This window comes from Pseudomonas sp. NMS19W (assembly GCF_051554255.1).
GTDB classification, from domain to species: domain Bacteria; phylum Pseudomonadota; class Gammaproteobacteria; order Pseudomonadales; family Pseudomonadaceae; genus Aquipseudomonas; species Aquipseudomonas kribbensis.
Window position 1 is genome coordinate 2,180,950 of record NZ_CP136718.1, and the last position, 15,746, is coordinate 2,196,695.

Consider the following 15,746-nt stretch of genomic DNA (forward strand, 5'->3'; position numbering starts at 1 on the left):
AGCCTCACATGGGAAACGCGGTGACTACATTGTTTGTATTAGCCTTAACCACGATTCTAATTGAGTTCAGAACCGGGTGGCCATCTGCGGCTCCTGGCATGCCACCTTTGAATCCCGCATTTGGATAAGGGACATCGTAGATCCAATTACCATTCCCTGGTTGTTCTACGTAAGGGGTTATGCCGTCACGTTTTGCAATCGCCCACGCATTTTCTGTCGCTGATATTGGTTCCTCGTTGAATACCCCATGAGGAACTTGTCGAGTAGGGTCATCAGCACCATGCCTCCTCACATGGTCTGCTCGACTGAGCCCTTTTTTATCTACACCATTCCAGTCCAAATCTCCGCTTGGCTTATGGTTTACGGGTACTTTCTTTTTTCCTGGGCACTGGGCTTGTGTTGTGGTCAGACCTAAAGGATCCACCCACCCCGTAGGGTTAGGCACGTACTGGTAGCTATTCAACCCGCCCGCAAGCTTGATCGGATCCGGAGTCAGAAACCGTCCAGTCCCCGGATTGTAGTAGCGATGACGGTTGTAGTGTAGGCCCGTCTCCGCATCGAAATACTGACCCTGGAACCGCAACGGATTGTCGATTTCGCTGACGTCCAACGCGGCAAGGTTGCCGTAGGCGCGGTACTTCGCGGACCACATGATCTCGCCACTGTAGTCAGTGAGCTCCTGCGGCGTACCAAGATGATCGAGCTGGTAATAGAACGGGGTCGCCTTGAGAGGCCCTTCGCCATCGAGCATGGCAAGAGGACGGAATGTGCCCGGTTCATAGATATAGCTTCGGTAACGATTGTCCGCGCTTTCGGCGATCAGGCGTTCGCCTTGCCACAGAAACTCGGTGGTTTGGCCATCGACGGTTTTCTCGATGCGGCGACCGAAGGCGTCGTATTTGTAGGACGCGGTGCTGCCACCCGGCAGGCTAGCGCCGATCAGTCGATGCTGGCAGTCGTAGCGGTATTCGGTGACGAGCTTCTGTCCGGTGCCACGGCGTTCGCGGATCAGGTTGCCATAGGCGTCGTAGTCGTAGTGGCGGTCGCCCTGCATCAACAGGCGGTTGCCTTTGACGTTGGCGAGGTTTGCTGTGCCTTCGTTGTTCTGGCCGAGCAGGTTGCCGGCCGGGTCGTGGGCGAAGCTTTCCGGTGTCGCGCCACGCACGCTGATCAAGCGATCAAGCGGGTCGTAGTGGTAGCTGCGGTTGCCTTTGCGGCTGTCGTCGATGCCGGCGAGGTTACCGTTTGCGTCGTAGTTGTAGCGACGTTGGAAGAGGTTTTTGTCGCGTTGGCTGACGCTGTGGGCCTGCAAGCGGCCCTGTTCGTCATATTGATACTGGCTGAGCAGCAAGCCTTGTTGGCGTTGCTGTTCGCGACCACCGCTGAACTGGTGAGACGTCAGGCGCGAGCCGTTGAGGTCGATGCCGCTGAGCATACCGCCGGGTTGGTGGCGGTAGTCGAGTTTGCTGCCATCGGGCAAGCGACAGTGCTTGAGCTGGCCAACGCTGTCGTACTCGTAACGCAAGGTGCCCCAGCCCTGGTGTTCGGTGACGAGGCGGTCTTGCAGGTCGTATTCGTAGGCGAGTGGCCAGTGTCCGTCGTCGACGTTGACCAGGCGGCCAAGGGCGTCGTAGCTGTAATGGATTTCTTCGCCGTCGGGAAGCGTCTTCACCAGAAGCCTGCCAGCAGCATCGCGTTGATATTCAGTCACCAACTCGCTGCCGTCATCGCCGAATTCGGTTTTCTTCAGCAATTGGCCGTTGAGGTCGTATTCGTATGCGGTGCGACGACCGTCGAAGCCGGTTTCCTGTTGGATCAGGCCATTCGGGAAGTAGTCGAGGTGGTAATGCTCGCCGCGCTCGTTTTCGATCTCGGTCAGCAACAGGCGCGAGTTGTCGTAGCGGTAACGCAGCTGGCTGCCATCCGGGTTGATGCGACGGCTGACAAGGTGCAGTTTATCGGCGTATTCGTAACGGGTGACGCGGCCGAGTTCGTCGCGTTCGGCAGTGACATTGCCGTAGGCGTTATAGGTGAACGCGCGCGTTGCGCCGCCCGGCAAGATAATTTGTGCGAGGCGGTTGGCGGTATCCCACTGATATTGGGTGATGGCACCTGATTCTTCTTGCCGAGTTATTTGCCGGCCCAACGCATCGTAGCGATATTTGCGTTGACCACCATCGGGCAGGCGTTCCTCAAGCAATTGACCGAGGTTGTTCCAGCCCAGTTGGTGGCGGCTGCCATCCGGGTGACGGATCTCCAGCAGACGTCCTTGATGGTCGTAACTGTAGAACGTCGAATTTCCATCCGGGTCGATTTGCTGAGTGACATCACCCTGTCTGTTGCGTTGATACTTCCAGCTGGCTTTGCCACGGTGAACATCGCTGACGAATCCGTTGCTGTATTCGTACGTGGTGGCTTCATCTTCAGGAGGGATGACGGCGGTCATCAATCCATCATCGTCGTACCGATATTCGGTCACGGCACCGAGAGGATCCTTTTTCCGCGACCAATTGGCCTTTGTCGTTATAGGCCTTGAGGTGCTCGGCACCATCCGGATCGATCTTGCTGATCAATCGCGCCTGATCGTCGTGGGTGTAAACCTCTTCGCTGCCATCGGCGTTGGTAACGGTCACGCTGCCTTTATCATCCCAGGCGTAGCGCGCGTCCATCTGCGAGAAGTTTGCCCAGTGGTGGATGCATCGAGCCAGTTTGCCTTCGTTCTCCCACTCCCAGAAGAAGCTCGCGCCGCCGGCCAGTTGCCGCTCCAGAATCACGTGTTGATCGTTGTAGCTATAACGCTCGGCTTCCCCGGCGGCGTTCTTTGCTTCAATCAACCGGTGTTGCGCGTCATAGGTGTAGGTGACCAGCGTCTGGACGGTGTTCCAGGCATCCTCAAGATTGTCCGCCGGTAGAAACTGCTGATAGTCCACAGCCACAATATGTTTGCGGTCGTAGCGTAAAAGCAGGGCACGACCTGCGCCGTTGTCGAGGCGTTTGATGCGCCCGTGGATGTCCCGTGTGACGTGCAGGCGATTGCCATAGCTGTCGCTGATGGCGATCAGGGTTGCGCCATTGCTGTTGAAGCGGAAGTGGTAGAACGATGGGCGTTTGCCTGCTTGGGCCAGTACCAATTCGGACGGGTCATCGCCGAGGAAAATGGCTGCACGCGAGAGGCTGTTAGTGATCGCCGGGCGTTGCTCGCTTGGAAGCGGGAACGGTGTGGAGCGGTTTTCGTGGTCGGTCCAGATGACCTCATCGCCCACGATTTCGATGCGGTGGGCAAGGGCGTGACTCCAACCGTATCCCAGGCCACAGTCGATTTCGACGGCGCTGGTTCTGTACAGGCGCGTCCATTCAAACGGCAGCAAGCCGTCAAGTTGGCCATCTGTCAGCGTCAGCAGCTCTTCGCCGGTGACCATCGAAACCGGGCATCCGTTGGTGCACGTTCCCGAGGCCGGCTCGGCACTTTTTTCTGCGGGCGACTTTGCCTGCCTGGATACATCGTCTCCCGCTTTTCCTCTACCCAGGGTCGCGTTTCTCTTTCCATCAAACCTCAGTTCAGAAACACCATTTCTCACCTTCGCCGTAACCCCACGCGCCGCAACGGCAGTGTACTTGGCGACGTATTCCATGAAGCCCTTGATGATCTTGAATACTGACTCCACAAAACCAGTGACAGCCTTGATGATGATCTGGCCGTACTTTTTCAGGCGTGCGGCGAGATAGATTACGCCCGTACCTTCCGCAGCAATTGTCAGCACGATACCAATCACGATGTCGATGGCGATGCCGACGACTGCCGCAGTTGTCATCTTTGCTGATTCACCTGCCAGTTTCGTTGGTGGCAAACCTGCCAACCAGATCACGGCACTGCGTACCATCAGGAACAGTGCAGCTTCGTCGCTGGCCAGCAACATCGCTTTTTTCATGACGTCCGGGGATTGTTTAGCCAGATCAATCAGCTTCTGGGTACCCGCTCCCAAATCGTTGGCAAATTTTCCCGGATCCTGAAGGATGTCGAGAACCAGACTGATGCCATCCCACACCCCTTTGATAGCCTCCCAGCCGCCCTCAAGGATGCCGCTGCCAACAGCCATCGCCATGCCGGATGCAGACAGATTCGACCATTGCGGTTTGAAACCGGCCCATTCTTTGCGCAGGAAGCCTTCAAGGTCCGCCGTGATGCCTTTGTAGGAATTGAAAAGGGTGTCGATCTGGCCGGGCGTCACTTCGTTGTGAACACGGATTTTGTAAAATTTGCCGGGAATGCCACCTGTCCAACTTGCCTTGCCTTGGGCGTCAAGTTTGACCTTGCTGACTGCGCCACCTTCCACAGCAACGATTTCAACTTCGATATTGCCAAGTGGAATGTCATAAACCGATTCAAACTTGCTCTCGATCAGCAGCGGTCCCTTCAAAGGGCACCGGGCCACGTTCGACGTGAAGTCGCCGTCTGTCATGCTCACCGATTTGCTGGTGTTGCCGACCTTGATCACTCGCTCCATGCCCAGCAGGGAAGGCAGGTCGGCGACCCGACTGGCCTTGTCGGCAGCTCTCGCATACCAGGTTTTGGTTTGTTCCTGGTACAGCGTCAAGCTGTCCTTGAAGGTGTCAAGTTGCTTGTCAATGAAAGCAATGCGTTCCTTCGCGATCATCAGCCTTGCTCCATAATCAGGTGATCCAGCAGTTTTTCTTTGCGGTTTTCAGATGTGTCCGGCCGACGCACGAAACGGGTGATCTTCAATTTCAGATTGCTCTCAGGCCACGCGGTATAGAGGTCCGGGCGCGCTTCTTCGAGCCATTGCATCAAGTTTCCGACCAGCGTCGTCTGATCTTCTTTCGCCAACTGATCCAGCAACTTCTTCGGCACCTCCCACCACGGCCAATCCCTCACCTTCGGCACCACCCTCGGTCCGACTTCCAGGCTCCGCCCATTGATCAGATACCGCTCAAACACCGGCAGCACCTCCCCGGCTGTCTCACCCAGCCCTTCAAGAATCGGATAGATATGCCGCCCATCCCAGAACCGGAAAAACACCTCGGTCCCGTCCGGCATCTTCACCTGGGTCAGGCTGCGCAGGTGTTCGAAGACTTCGTTGGGTTCGGAGCGGGAGACCGCCAGCCAGCCCCAGTCGAGGGCGTCGGTTTCGGTGATCCAGGGCAGGAAAGCCGAGTAGGCCTTGAGTTCGGCGACGTAAGGCATCACCGGTTGCCAGGTGGAGTAGGGCGTTCCGCCCCAGACGGGAATGGCCTGGACGGACGGTTCGCTCTGATACAGGGTCTTGAGCGCGTCGGCATCGCTGGCGGCGCTGATGACCAGATACAGGCGTTCGTCTTTTTGCAACGGCTGTTGTGCCAGCCAATCCTTGGGTGTCAGTCGATTAGATGGCACAGGCACCTGCCTTACACTTCTCACACTCTTCACAAAACGGCGCATTACGCTTGAGGGTATTGATCTGCGCCGGCGTCAGCACAGCCCCCGCCTTGTCGGCATCCGCCTGCTTCAGCACGCCCGGCATCAATGGCGCCGCCCCCGTGCCGCTTCCCGGCCCACCCCCGAGTTGATGTTGATCGCCGGCCCGCTCATGGTCACGCCGCCGCCATCGATCTTGATGAAGCTGCCGCCACCGACCAGCGTCAGTTCAGCCCCAGCCTCCAGCACCACCTTCATGCCGCTGCTGAGGTGAATTTCCTGTCCGGCGTCGATGAATTGCCCGGTGCCGATCTTGATGTGCTGGTTCACGCCCACGGTCAGGTGGTCGTTGGCGCGGGCTTCGACTTTGCGGTCTGCGTAAACGGTGTGGTGTTCTTCGGCCTTGAGTTCCGTGTAGCTGTTCTTTTCCACGATGTCGTGGCGTTCGTTGCCGACGCGGATTTTCTGGTCGTGTTCGATGTTCTCGTCCCAGTCGCGCTGGGCGTGGAGGAAGATCTGTTCCTGGCCTTTCTTGTCTTCGATGCGCAGTTCGTTGAAGCCACCGCCACCCATCGAGCTCAGGGTCTTGAAGGTGGTGCGGGTCTTGTTCGCCGGCAGGGCGTAGGGGACGGTGTTTTCCTTGTGGTACAGGCAGCCGCTGATCAGCGGCTGGTCGGGGTCGCCTTCGAGGAAGGTGACCAGCACTTCCATGCCGATGCGCGGGATGGCGATGCCGCCGTACTGGGCGCCGGCCCAGGCTGACGACACGCGCAGCCAGCAACTGGTCTTGTCGTCGGCCAGGCCGTCGCGATCCCAGTGGAACTGGACTTTCACCCGGCCGTATTCGTCGCAGTGGATTTCCTGGCCTTTGGGACCGGTGACCACGGCGCTCTGGCTGCCGAGAATGCGTGGTTTCGGGTGGCGCAGGGGCGGGCGGTTCGGCACGTCCCACGGGGTGGCCTGGAAGCGGTTGCGGTAGCCCTGGTGGAAATCGTCTTTCAGCGCGGTGGTGTCGCTGGTGACAGACTCTTCCAGCACTTGCGGCTGCTTGCCTTCGTGATGGACTTCGGTGAGCAGCCAGAGGTCGTTCCACTTGGCTTTCGGGTGTTCTTTCAGCGCGAGGAAATGGCCGCTGACCAGCAACGGCTGGTCGCTCTTGCCTTCGGCGAGCTGGAAGTCGCTGCGGTGACGTTCGAGGGCGCGTTTGGCCAAGTGTTTGCCGCGCTCGCGGTCGACGAAACGGCCCGGGTAGTCGTAGTCCTCGAGGTCGGGCAGGGCGTCGCCGCGGTTTTCGCTTTCGAGGGTGATCCTTGGTTTTTCGAAGTCGTAGTCGCGGCGGGTGGTGCGGCTGGTGCGGGTTTCCAGGCGCAGGTCGAAGCGCTTGATTACCGGGTCGCTGGCGACCATGCCGGAGTCCTGCTGGTAGGCCACCGGCGCCAGTTTTTTAAACACCGTCTGGTCATCGCCGAACACCAGCTTGTGCGCCGTGGCGCTGTGCTGGAAGTGGTAGTGAATGCCTTCTTCTTCGCACAGGCGCTGGATGAAATGCAGGTCCGATTCGTCGTACTGCACGCAGTAGACGCGCTCGGGGTAGATCGATCCGGTCTGGAATTCGTAGGCGTTGCCCTGGATGCCGTGTTCTTCGAGAACCTTGCCGATGATTTTCGGCACGCTGAGGTTCTGGAAGATCCGCTGGTTGATCCGGTGCGCCAGATACGCCAGTTGCGGGCGCAGGGTCACGGAGTAGCGCGTCAGGCGCTTGCCGGAATCGCCTTGCGCGGCGCGGTCGATCAGGCCGTGGATGCCGCTGCCGTCGGGCGACAGCTGCAGGAAGGCCGGTTTGTGCAGCAGGGTTTCGAGGTCCAGCGACGGCTGCTCACTGACCAGCTCCACCTCGAAGGCAAACGGCTGGCTGATGGCTTCCCGACCGGTGAGGGTAAACACCTGGAAATCGGCGGAAAGCCCTTCGATGGTCAGGGCAAAGTGGGTTTCATTGGCCGGCGCGAACATCCCTTGTTCCTCGTGCTGTACAGCGGCGCCCGTCGACCGCAAGAGCAGTCAACGCGCGCGAAATTCTGGAGGGGCGTAAACAACATCGACCAGCAGAGCTGGCCGATGCTTGAAACGATCAGCCGTAATTAAACGACTGGAGCACGCCAGTCATCGGAACCCGAAGTACCGGATACTTCGTGGGTCCAGGTGATTTTGCGGTAGGTGAACTGCACTTCTTCCAGGTGGGTGAAGTGCGCGTTGCCTGGATCCTGGCAGTTGTGCATTTTGTTGTTGATGGCGACGATGATCGCGTCTTCCAGTTTGGTGGTGTAGTAGTGCTCTTGGGTACCTTGAGCCGAAGTGCGGTACCACTGGATAACGATTTCGCTCATGCGCTCGCCGGAGGTCAGAGCCGCTTGCAGCAGAGGCGAAGCCTTGTCGTAGACCTTGGTGATCACGACTGGCTTGTGCACGCGCTGACCGGTTGGCTGACCGGATTGCGGGTCACGCGGGATGATCACGTCGTGGGTGAAAGCCTGAACCATAACCTGGTCTTCGTGGCCTTCCTGGTAGGTGTTGCCAACGGAGTCGGCGGTGAAGGCGCCGGCAGTGATCAGGCCTTGTTTTTCGCCGGTAACCGACATGTACGCTGGTGTTGCCATGGGAGGTGCTCCTTGCGGATAAAGTTAGGGTGCCCGGGAGGCGAAATCGCCCGGTGGGTGCCAAAGCTATATCAAGGAGCGTGCCAACTTTTCAGAAGCCCCGGAAACCAAGGGGTAGCCGGGAAGCGTCAGCGGTTTCGGTTAAAAAAAGCGGTATTTCAGGCAAAAAGTGCGCAAGAAGTTGCGCAGTACTGCGCAACTTCTTGCGCACTTGGCTGCAGCCCTTGATGTGCAAGGGCTGCAGCGATTGTGATGGGGTTTTTATTACGGGGAACTGCGCAACTTCTTGCGCAGTATGGCCAAGCGCCGCTTCGTCGCGTTATCGGGCAAGCGCCTTCAAACATTCCTCGATCGAACGCCGTTGAGTCTCTGCATACAAGCCCAGTTCATCGATGGTCGGGCGGCCCAGAGACAGTTCGAACGACTGCCGGTTGGAGTGCTCGCCATAATGCGTCTGCGCGGCGTCCCCCAGGTTCGACTGAAAAATCCCCGCCGCACTCACCGGCAGGAAATCTTCGTACACCAGCGGTTCGGCTTTCACATAGCCGTCGCGCAACAAAGCTTGCAGCGAAACCTCAGCGGGACGACCCGCCACAAGCCCTTTGTCTGTCAGGAAATAACGGAAATACGCCAATTCCTGCTCGCGCATGCCTTCGAGGCTGTCAGGGAATTCGCTGAAGTGGTGGGTCATCAGCGCGTTGTAGCGTGAGGCGTTGGCTTCGTTGGGGAAGTCACCCAACTCATCTCGCGCCGCATTCAGCAGACGGTCGTACAACGCCCGGCCCTTGGGTGTCAGCGCTGCGCCGCGTTGCTCGATCTCGCCAAACCGTGCGCTGTGGCTGCCGCGGGTTTGCGTCTGGTCGGTGAAGGCGATCGGCTCGTCCAGTGCCTTGAAACTGGTCTGGCGCAGGAGGATCGGATGCTGCCGGCGCGGTGGCCCCTCGATCACCGCTTTGGGCGTGATGCCATGCAGCGGCATCTGTGCCTGAACAATGTCGATGTCCAGGGTGCGCGGTGTCAGGTGGTTGATGTGCGGGCCTTTGAACGCAACCACATCGGCGATCAGACGATGTTGGGCGCTAAGGGTCTGGTATTGCGCGGCGGTGACGGTGGCGCTGTGGTGCCAGCGAAAAGTCTCCAGTGCTTGCAGGACAAATTCCCCGGCTTCGGACTCAGTCAGCCCACCAACGGCTTCGGCCTGTTCAATCAGGCGCAATGCCTCTGACGTAAAGATCGAACGCTGATCCAGCACTGATTGCGCGAAGGCCCGCAACTCGGGATCTTCAATCAATTCCAGTCGCAGCAGCGAAGTGAACACCCGGAACGGGCTGACCTGCAGCGCATCTTCATGCACTGCTCGAAACGCCGTGGAATGCACCGGCACCCCGGCGGGCGTCAGGTCGTAATAACCCACCGGTTGCATGCCCATCACCGCAAACAGGCGGGCGAGGGTGGCCAGTTCGGCGGCGGTGCCGACGCGGATTGCGCCATGGCGCTCCATGTCCAGCCGTTCGATTTCGCCGGTGCTGTGCAACTGGTTGGCGATCTGCGGCTCGCGGGCCAGCACGTCGCGGTTGGTCTGCTCCACCAGTTCCATCAGTGCGCCGTACAGCGGCACTTCTTCGCGGTACATGTCGGACATCGCTTTGGAGAAGCGTTGGCGGATCAGGTCGGGGCTGACGAACGGCTGCACGGTCATGAAAAAAATTCCTGGCACGGTCACGTAAAGGATGTCGGAAAAGATCGCAGCCTTCGCCGACGCGGGCAAACGAAGAATCCTACGAACTTCATTCTGCCAACGACTGACCGTTTACCTGTCTGCGCGTGAGTTTTCCCCCCAGGAACTCCCGATACAACCGCGCCGTGTTCGACGGCTGCTCGACCATCGGCATGTGCCCGACGCCATCCCACACATCCACCCGCAGGTTGGTGATGCCCTTGCTCCACACCGGCACACTGCTGACATCGATCAACCGGTCCTTGCGGCCCCAGAGCAGCAGCGCCGGGCATTTAATGTCTGCAAGTTTCGGTTCCATCGGCGGACTCGCGCGAAAGTCCCGGAAGATCTCTTCCAGTTCGTCCCGTTGCTGCTCGTAACGCTGGGCAATGGCATCGAGCACCAGGCCGGGCACCCACGGTGGCGAGGCCATGGTCATCGCATAGAAGTGTCGGAATTCTTCCCGGGAATTGATCAGGAACGGATTGTGCCCACGGGCCAGGTGACGCTCCATGTCGCTGGCCTCGGGCGCCGTGACGCCGGCCGGGTCGATCAGCGCCACCGAAGCGATGCGATCCGGGTAGGTCGCCGCCAGCCACGCGGCGATGTAACCGCCCATGGAGTTGCCGATCACGTGGACTTTCTCGACGCCGCAGACGTCGAGCAGCTGGATCATGCGTTTGGCCTGAACCGGAATGTCGTAGCCGCCACCGGCCTTGAAGCCGGTTTCGCCGTGGCCGGCCAGGTCCGGGATGATCACCCGGTACTGCCCGACAAAGTGCCGGGCGAAGCGCAACCACAGGTTCTTTTCGGCGCTGTAGCCGTGCAGCATCAGAATGCTGCTCGACGCTTCGTAAGGCCCGCCTTGCCAGGTCGACACCGTCATTTCGGCAATCGGCACTTCAATCTTGTGCAGCCGGTACAGCCTGGCCTCCAAAGCTGCGCTCAGGTCGTAGAGCCAGTGACCGACCGCCGGGTAGCTCAACCAGCTCCAGGCCACGAAAACTGCGAGGGCGACAAACAGCAAAAGCATCGTGGTTCTTCCTTGTTCAAGACAGAATGTGGTCGGCCGGTTTCAGCGCCCGGGTCAAGCGGTGATAGCTGAAACTGAAGCCGGGAAACATCGCGATCACATGACCGCTCCTGCTTTGATACCAACTGTGGCAGCCGCCGGTTTTCCAGACCGTGCGCTCCATCTCCCGGTGAATCATCTGAGTGTAGGTACGTTCTGCTTCGGGGCGAACTTCGATGCTGCGCAGACCTTTGGCCTGTACGGTGCGGATGCAGTCGAGGATGTAGTTCATCTGCGATTCGATGATGAACAGCGCCGAGGTATGGCCGATGCCGGTGTTCGGCCCGGTGACGATAAACAGGTTGGGAAAGTCCGGCAGGCTGGTGCCGAGGTAGGCACGTGGGTATTGCGCCCAGACATCGCGCAGTTTTACGCCGTTTTTTCCGCTGACCGGGTAGGAAATCACGCCATCGGTGGCGTCGTAGCCGGTCGACCAGACAATCAGATCAACGTCGATGTGCTGGCCATCCGTGGTGAGGATGGCGGTTTCGTCGAGGGCGGCGATACCTTGTTCGCGGCTGTGCAAGGTGACATTGGGCCGGGTCAGCGCCGGATAATAGGTGTTGGAGAGCAATACCCGTTTGCAGCCGATGGTGAAGTCAGGTGTCAGTTTTTTCCGCAACTCGGGGTCAGTCACCTGGCGTTGGAGAAATTTCAGCGCCTGGTTCTGCACCATGTGAATCGCCGGTTTCGAATATTTGAAGGCGATGATCCGGGTTTCGAACTGCCAGTAGATCAACCAGCGCAGCAGCTTCCAGGCCGGCTTCAGCCCCAGCAGCCAGCGCTGGAAACGTCCGAACTTTCGGTCGGGGCGCGGCAGCACCCAATGGGGTGTGCGCTGAAAGACGTGCAAGTGCGCAACATCCGGCGCAATCGTCGGGATCACCTGCACGGCACTGGCGCCGCTGCCGACGATCGCTACGCGTTTACCGCGATAGTCGTAGCTGTGATCCCAATTGTTTGTATGAAAGGTCTTGCCTTGAAAGCGATCCTGACCGGGGAAGTGTGGGACGACCGGTTGACTCAGCGGTCCGGTGGCATTGATCACGAACTGCGCGTAATAGGTGCCCTTGGCGCCGGTGTGTACGGCCCAGCGTTTTTCGTTTTCATCCCACTCGATGTGCTCGACATCGGCTTGCAGTTCCACCCGCTCGCGCAGGCCGAAACGCTCGATGACGTGTTCGGTATAGCGATGCAGTTCGGCCTGTCCGGCGAACATCTGCGTCCACGGGTAGGGCGCGAACGACAGCGAATACAGGGGCGACGGCACGTCCACCGCCGCGCCGGGGTAGGTGTTCTGGCACCAGGTGCCGCCGAAAAAGTCCCGCCGCTCCAGCAAGCGAAAATCGTCGATGCCGGCCTTGAGCAAGTTGACCGCCGCGCACTGGCCGCCAAACCCGCTGCCGATGATCAACACTTGATAGGTCTGCATGGGCCTCCTTCTTAGAGTCTTTTTTCCATTTTCCTACTTCATGTATAGCCAATCATTTGCCTGCCGTGTGCCGGAAATGGCGGGCTGCGGGGTCGGAGACTGCCGGCCGCTGGCCGGTGATGGCTATTTAACGTTGCCCTGTTAGACTCCGAGCACATCCTTTTGCGGTGTACTCGAGGCCCTTATGGGAAGAACGGGAGGAAAGGGACTTTCACTGGCCAGGAGGCTTTACACATCGCGAACCCTGGGGCTGGTCCTGGGGCTTTTGTGCGTGAGCGTCGCGATGTATCCGCTCGATCCCCCGGCCTGGGTCTGGGCGCTGATGGTGTTCAACGGCCTGGTCTGGCCACACCTGGCGTATCAGTGGGCACGACGCTCGAAAGTCCCTTACCACGCCGAACACCGCAACTTGCTGATCGATGCCTTCCTCGGCGGCCTCTGGGTCGCGGCCATGCAATTCAATTCGCTGCCCAGTGCCACGACCATTTCGATGATGGCGATGAATAACGTTGCCATCGGCGGTCTGCGCTTTCTGCTGGCAGGGTCGGCGGCGCAGTTGCTGGGCGTCGGTGTCGGGCTGGTGGTATTTGCCCCGGCCTTCATCCCGGCGACCACACCGGCGCAGATGTATGCCTGCCTGCCATTATTGATGCTGTACCCGTTGGCGCTGGGCTGGATCTGCTTTCGTCAGGCCTACACCCTGGGGGTGCAGAAACGTGAATTGCTGGCCCTGAGCCGTACTGACAGTCTCACCGGTCTGCTCAACCACGGCGCCTGGAAGGATCAACTGGAAATCGAATTCCTGCGCTGCAAAGGCCAGCAAAAAGGCGCGGCGATTGCGCTGATCGACATCGACCACTTCAAGGCGATCAACGACACCTACGGCCATGTGGCCGGCGATATCGTCCTGCGCCAGTTGAGCAAGATGCTCAAGCAGAACCTGCGGATGGCGGACGTGGCCGGACGCTACGGCGGCGACGAGTTCTGTGTGATCCTGCCGGACTTGCCGCTGTTCAATGCGGCGCAGGTGATGGAAGCCTTGCGCGAGCGTTTTTCCTTTCTGGTCTACGAGCAGAATCCGGCGCTTAAAGTCAGTCTGAGCATCGGCCTGGCCGCACTTGATCCGGCTCATGGCGATGCGACACGCTGGCTCAATGACGCCGATCAGGCGCTGTATGAAGCCAAGGCGACCGGGCGCAACCGGGTGATCTGTTGCAATGATGATCCGCCGCGGCGCGAGGTGTTGGGTTCGGTTTGAACGGATGGGGTGTCGCATCCGGGATAGAGCCTTGCGGCGATGTCAGGTACGGTTCAGTACCCGACACGAAACAAGGATTGATTCATGACGTTCAAATTCCCTCGTTCCCTGCTGGCCGCCGGTCTCGGCCTGACCCTCTCTTTCGCAGCCGCTGACGCCTTCGCCGAACCGCACAAACAGGTGCTGGCCGACGCCGAACAATACAAGCCCGAAGCCCTGAAACTGCTGGAGCGGCTGGTCAATATCGACTCCGGTTCCGGCGATGAAAAAGGCCTCAAGCAAGTCAGCGAAATCGCCATCGACGAGCTGAAAAAGCTTGGCGCGACTATTGAGTTGGTACCCAACACTCCTGAAAAAACCAACCACGTGCTCGCCACGCTCAAAGGCACCGGCAAGGCCAAAATCCTGCTGATGGCGCACATGGACACGGTGTTCAAGGAAGGTTCCGCCGCCGAGCGTCCGTTCCACATCAAGGACGGCCGCGCCTATGGGCCGGGGGTGATGGACGACAAGGGCGGGATCGTTGCCGGCATCTATGCGCTGAAAATTCTGAAGAACCTCGACTTCAAGGACTACGCGCAAATCACCTTCCTGCTCGACGCCAGCGAAGAAACCGGCTCGGAGGTCGCCACCGACCTGATCAAGAAAACCGCCAAGCTTCACGACGTGACGCTCAACCTCGAACCGGGTCGTCCGGCGGATGGCCTGGTGGTGTGGCGCAAGGGCAGCGCCACTGCGCTGGTCGAGGTCAAGGGCAAGGCTGCTCACGCCGGTGTCGCGCCGGAACTGGGGCGCAACGCGGCGATGGAGGCGGCGCACCAGATCCTGCAACTGGGCAAGCTCGGCGACGAAGCGAAGAAAACCACCATCAACTTCACCGTGCTCAAGGCGGGCGACCGCACCAACGTCATTCCGGATCAGGCCACGGCCAAGGCTGATGTGCGGGCGGCGGTGCCGGAAGAATTCGACCGGATCGAGAAGGATCTGGCGCGGTTGTCCCAGGACAAACTGATCCCCGATACCGAAGTGAAGACCTCGCTGCAACGCGGCTTGCCGCCGATGCCGCAGACGGCGGAGTCGGATCGTTTGATGGCGATGGCCCAGGGGATTTACGGCGAGATTGGCCGCAAGTTGACCGAAGAAGGCAGCGGCGGGGCGGCGGATGCGAGTTTGTCGGCCGGGGTGGGAACGCCGACGCTGGACGGGTTCGGGATTGTTGGCGGCAATATTCATACGCCGGAGGAATACGCGGAAGTGGAGAGTGTGGCGCCGCGGATTTATCTGTTGTCGCGGATGATTATGGAGTTGGCGAAGGAGCGGTGAGTCAGATAGGTCGCTCCCTCACCCCAGCCCTCTCCCGGAGGGAGAGGGAGCCGACCGAGTCGTATTGCGTCATACATCGACCTGAAATACCGAGTCGATTATGGATTCAGCGCAAATCTTTCACGTCGGTGTATCTCACCAATATCCCCCAATCGGTCCCCTCTCCCTCCGGGCGGTCCGACGTTTCGGGAGGGCTAGGGTGAGGGGGCTTTTGTAGGAAGTGAGGAAAGCGTGAGCGGCGCACAACTTTCCAAGACCTTTCCTACAACGTACCCTGTTGCCGCGTTTCGGTATCGACACCTATAGTTCGGGCTCGCGGAAAACTTCGCGAACGACCTTGGCCGGTCGATACAGGAACGTACAGTTGTCCAACATATTCAGCGATGTTTGCCTGAGTTGTTGTGTTTTGGCGGCTGTGCGTGGGACACCTTCGGGTGTGCCGGTTCCTGTATCCGGTCGGCCAACCCGCGTACGGCTGCCACCCTCTTCGTTTGGCCGCGAATGGTGATAGCTCTAATTACAGGAGTTACGCCAATGTCAGAACAAGTAATCCCCCGTTACCTCCCCATCGACACCTACGACGCCGAATCCCCGGTGCTCTTCATCAATACCCAAAAAGAACTCAGCGACATGGCCGCGTGTGCGATGCACCGTTTTGTGGTCGTGCGCGATCTGGCGGACACGTTTTCCAGTCTCGACCTCAAGGGTATTTCCGATTGTGATCTGACGCGCATTACCAGCGCAGTGCATCTGCTGATGCGAGAGGGCTGCGCCATTCTGAACGTGATTCAGACGCGGGCATTACAGCGGGAGGCGGGCTTCAAGACTGCGGTTCTAGCGGTTTCGCGGCGGGCGCCATGCGAGGGGACTCGTAATG

7 protein-coding genes and 3 pseudogenes are annotated in these 15,746 nt (G+C 59.3%); 3 read left to right on the forward strand and 7 right to left on the reverse strand.

Annotation, left to right across the window (positions count from 1 at the left end; all coding sequences use genetic code 11):
• Positions 1–4: 4 nt before the first annotated feature.
• The 7 genes and pseudogenes from R1A29_RS09875 to R1A29_RS09905 all read right to left on the reverse strand — a co-directional run bounded on the left by R1A29_RS09875 (position 5) and on the right by R1A29_RS09905 (position 12,288).
• Positions 5–4,655, reverse strand: a pseudogene (locus R1A29_RS09875) (RHS repeat-associated core domain-containing protein).
• A complete protein-coding gene (locus R1A29_RS09880) occupies positions 4,655–5,392 on the reverse strand; it encodes a DUF4123 domain-containing protein (protein ID WP_438301313.1) in 738 nt (245 codons plus the stop codon). Before R1A29_RS09880 ends, R1A29_RS09875 begins: the two are co-directional and overlap by 1 nt.
• A pseudogene (gene tssI / locus R1A29_RS09885) lies at positions 5,382–7,423 on the reverse strand (type VI secretion system tip protein TssI/VgrG). Before tssI ends, R1A29_RS09880 begins: the two are co-directional and overlap by 11 nt.
• 128 nt (positions 7,424–7,551) lie before the next feature.
• Entirely contained in the window at positions 7,552–8,067 is a 516-nt protein-coding gene (locus R1A29_RS09890) for an Hcp family type VI secretion system effector (RefSeq protein WP_007949952.1), read from the reverse strand.
• 319 nt (positions 8,068–8,386) lie between these two features.
• Positions 8,387–9,766 (reverse strand): 2-oxoadipate dioxygenase/decarboxylase HglS, encoded by a 1,380-nt coding sequence (gene hglS / locus R1A29_RS09895; protein ID WP_438301314.1) that lies wholly within the window; start codon positions 9,764–9,766, stop codon positions 8,387–8,389.
• Positions 9,767–9,854: 88 nt separating this feature from the next.
• Positions 9,855–10,817 (reverse strand): alpha/beta fold hydrolase, encoded by a 963-nt coding sequence (locus R1A29_RS09900; protein ID WP_438301315.1) that lies wholly within the window; start codon positions 10,815–10,817, stop codon positions 9,855–9,857.
• A gap of 16 nt (positions 10,818–10,833) precedes the next feature.
• The gene (locus R1A29_RS09905) at positions 10,834–12,288 is read right to left on the reverse strand and encodes a flavin-containing monooxygenase (RefSeq protein WP_438301316.1); all 1,455 of its coding nucleotides are present in this window, start codon (positions 12,286–12,288) and stop codon (positions 10,834–10,836) included.
• A 184-nt stretch (positions 12,289–12,472) separates the two neighbouring features.
• On the opposite strand from R1A29_RS09905, the gene R1A29_RS09910 reads away from it, so the two are divergent.
• From R1A29_RS09910 to R1A29_RS09920, 3 genes and pseudogenes are all read left to right on the forward strand, one after another.
• Complete coding sequence (locus tag R1A29_RS09910) at positions 12,473–13,546, forward strand: diguanylate cyclase (protein ID WP_438301317.1); 1,074 nt, start codon at positions 12,473–12,475, stop codon at positions 13,544–13,546.
• Positions 13,547–13,630: 84 nt separating this feature from the next.
• Positions 13,631–14,869 (forward strand): M20/M25/M40 family metallo-hydrolase, encoded by a 1,239-nt coding sequence (locus R1A29_RS09915; protein ID WP_438301318.1) that lies wholly within the window; start codon positions 13,631–13,633, stop codon positions 14,867–14,869.
• Between the two features lie 534 nt (positions 14,870–15,403).
• Positions 15,404–15,703 (forward strand): annotated as a pseudogene (locus R1A29_RS09920) (hypothetical protein); the annotation flags it as partial.
• Between the last annotated feature and the right edge of the window lie 43 nt (positions 15,704–15,746).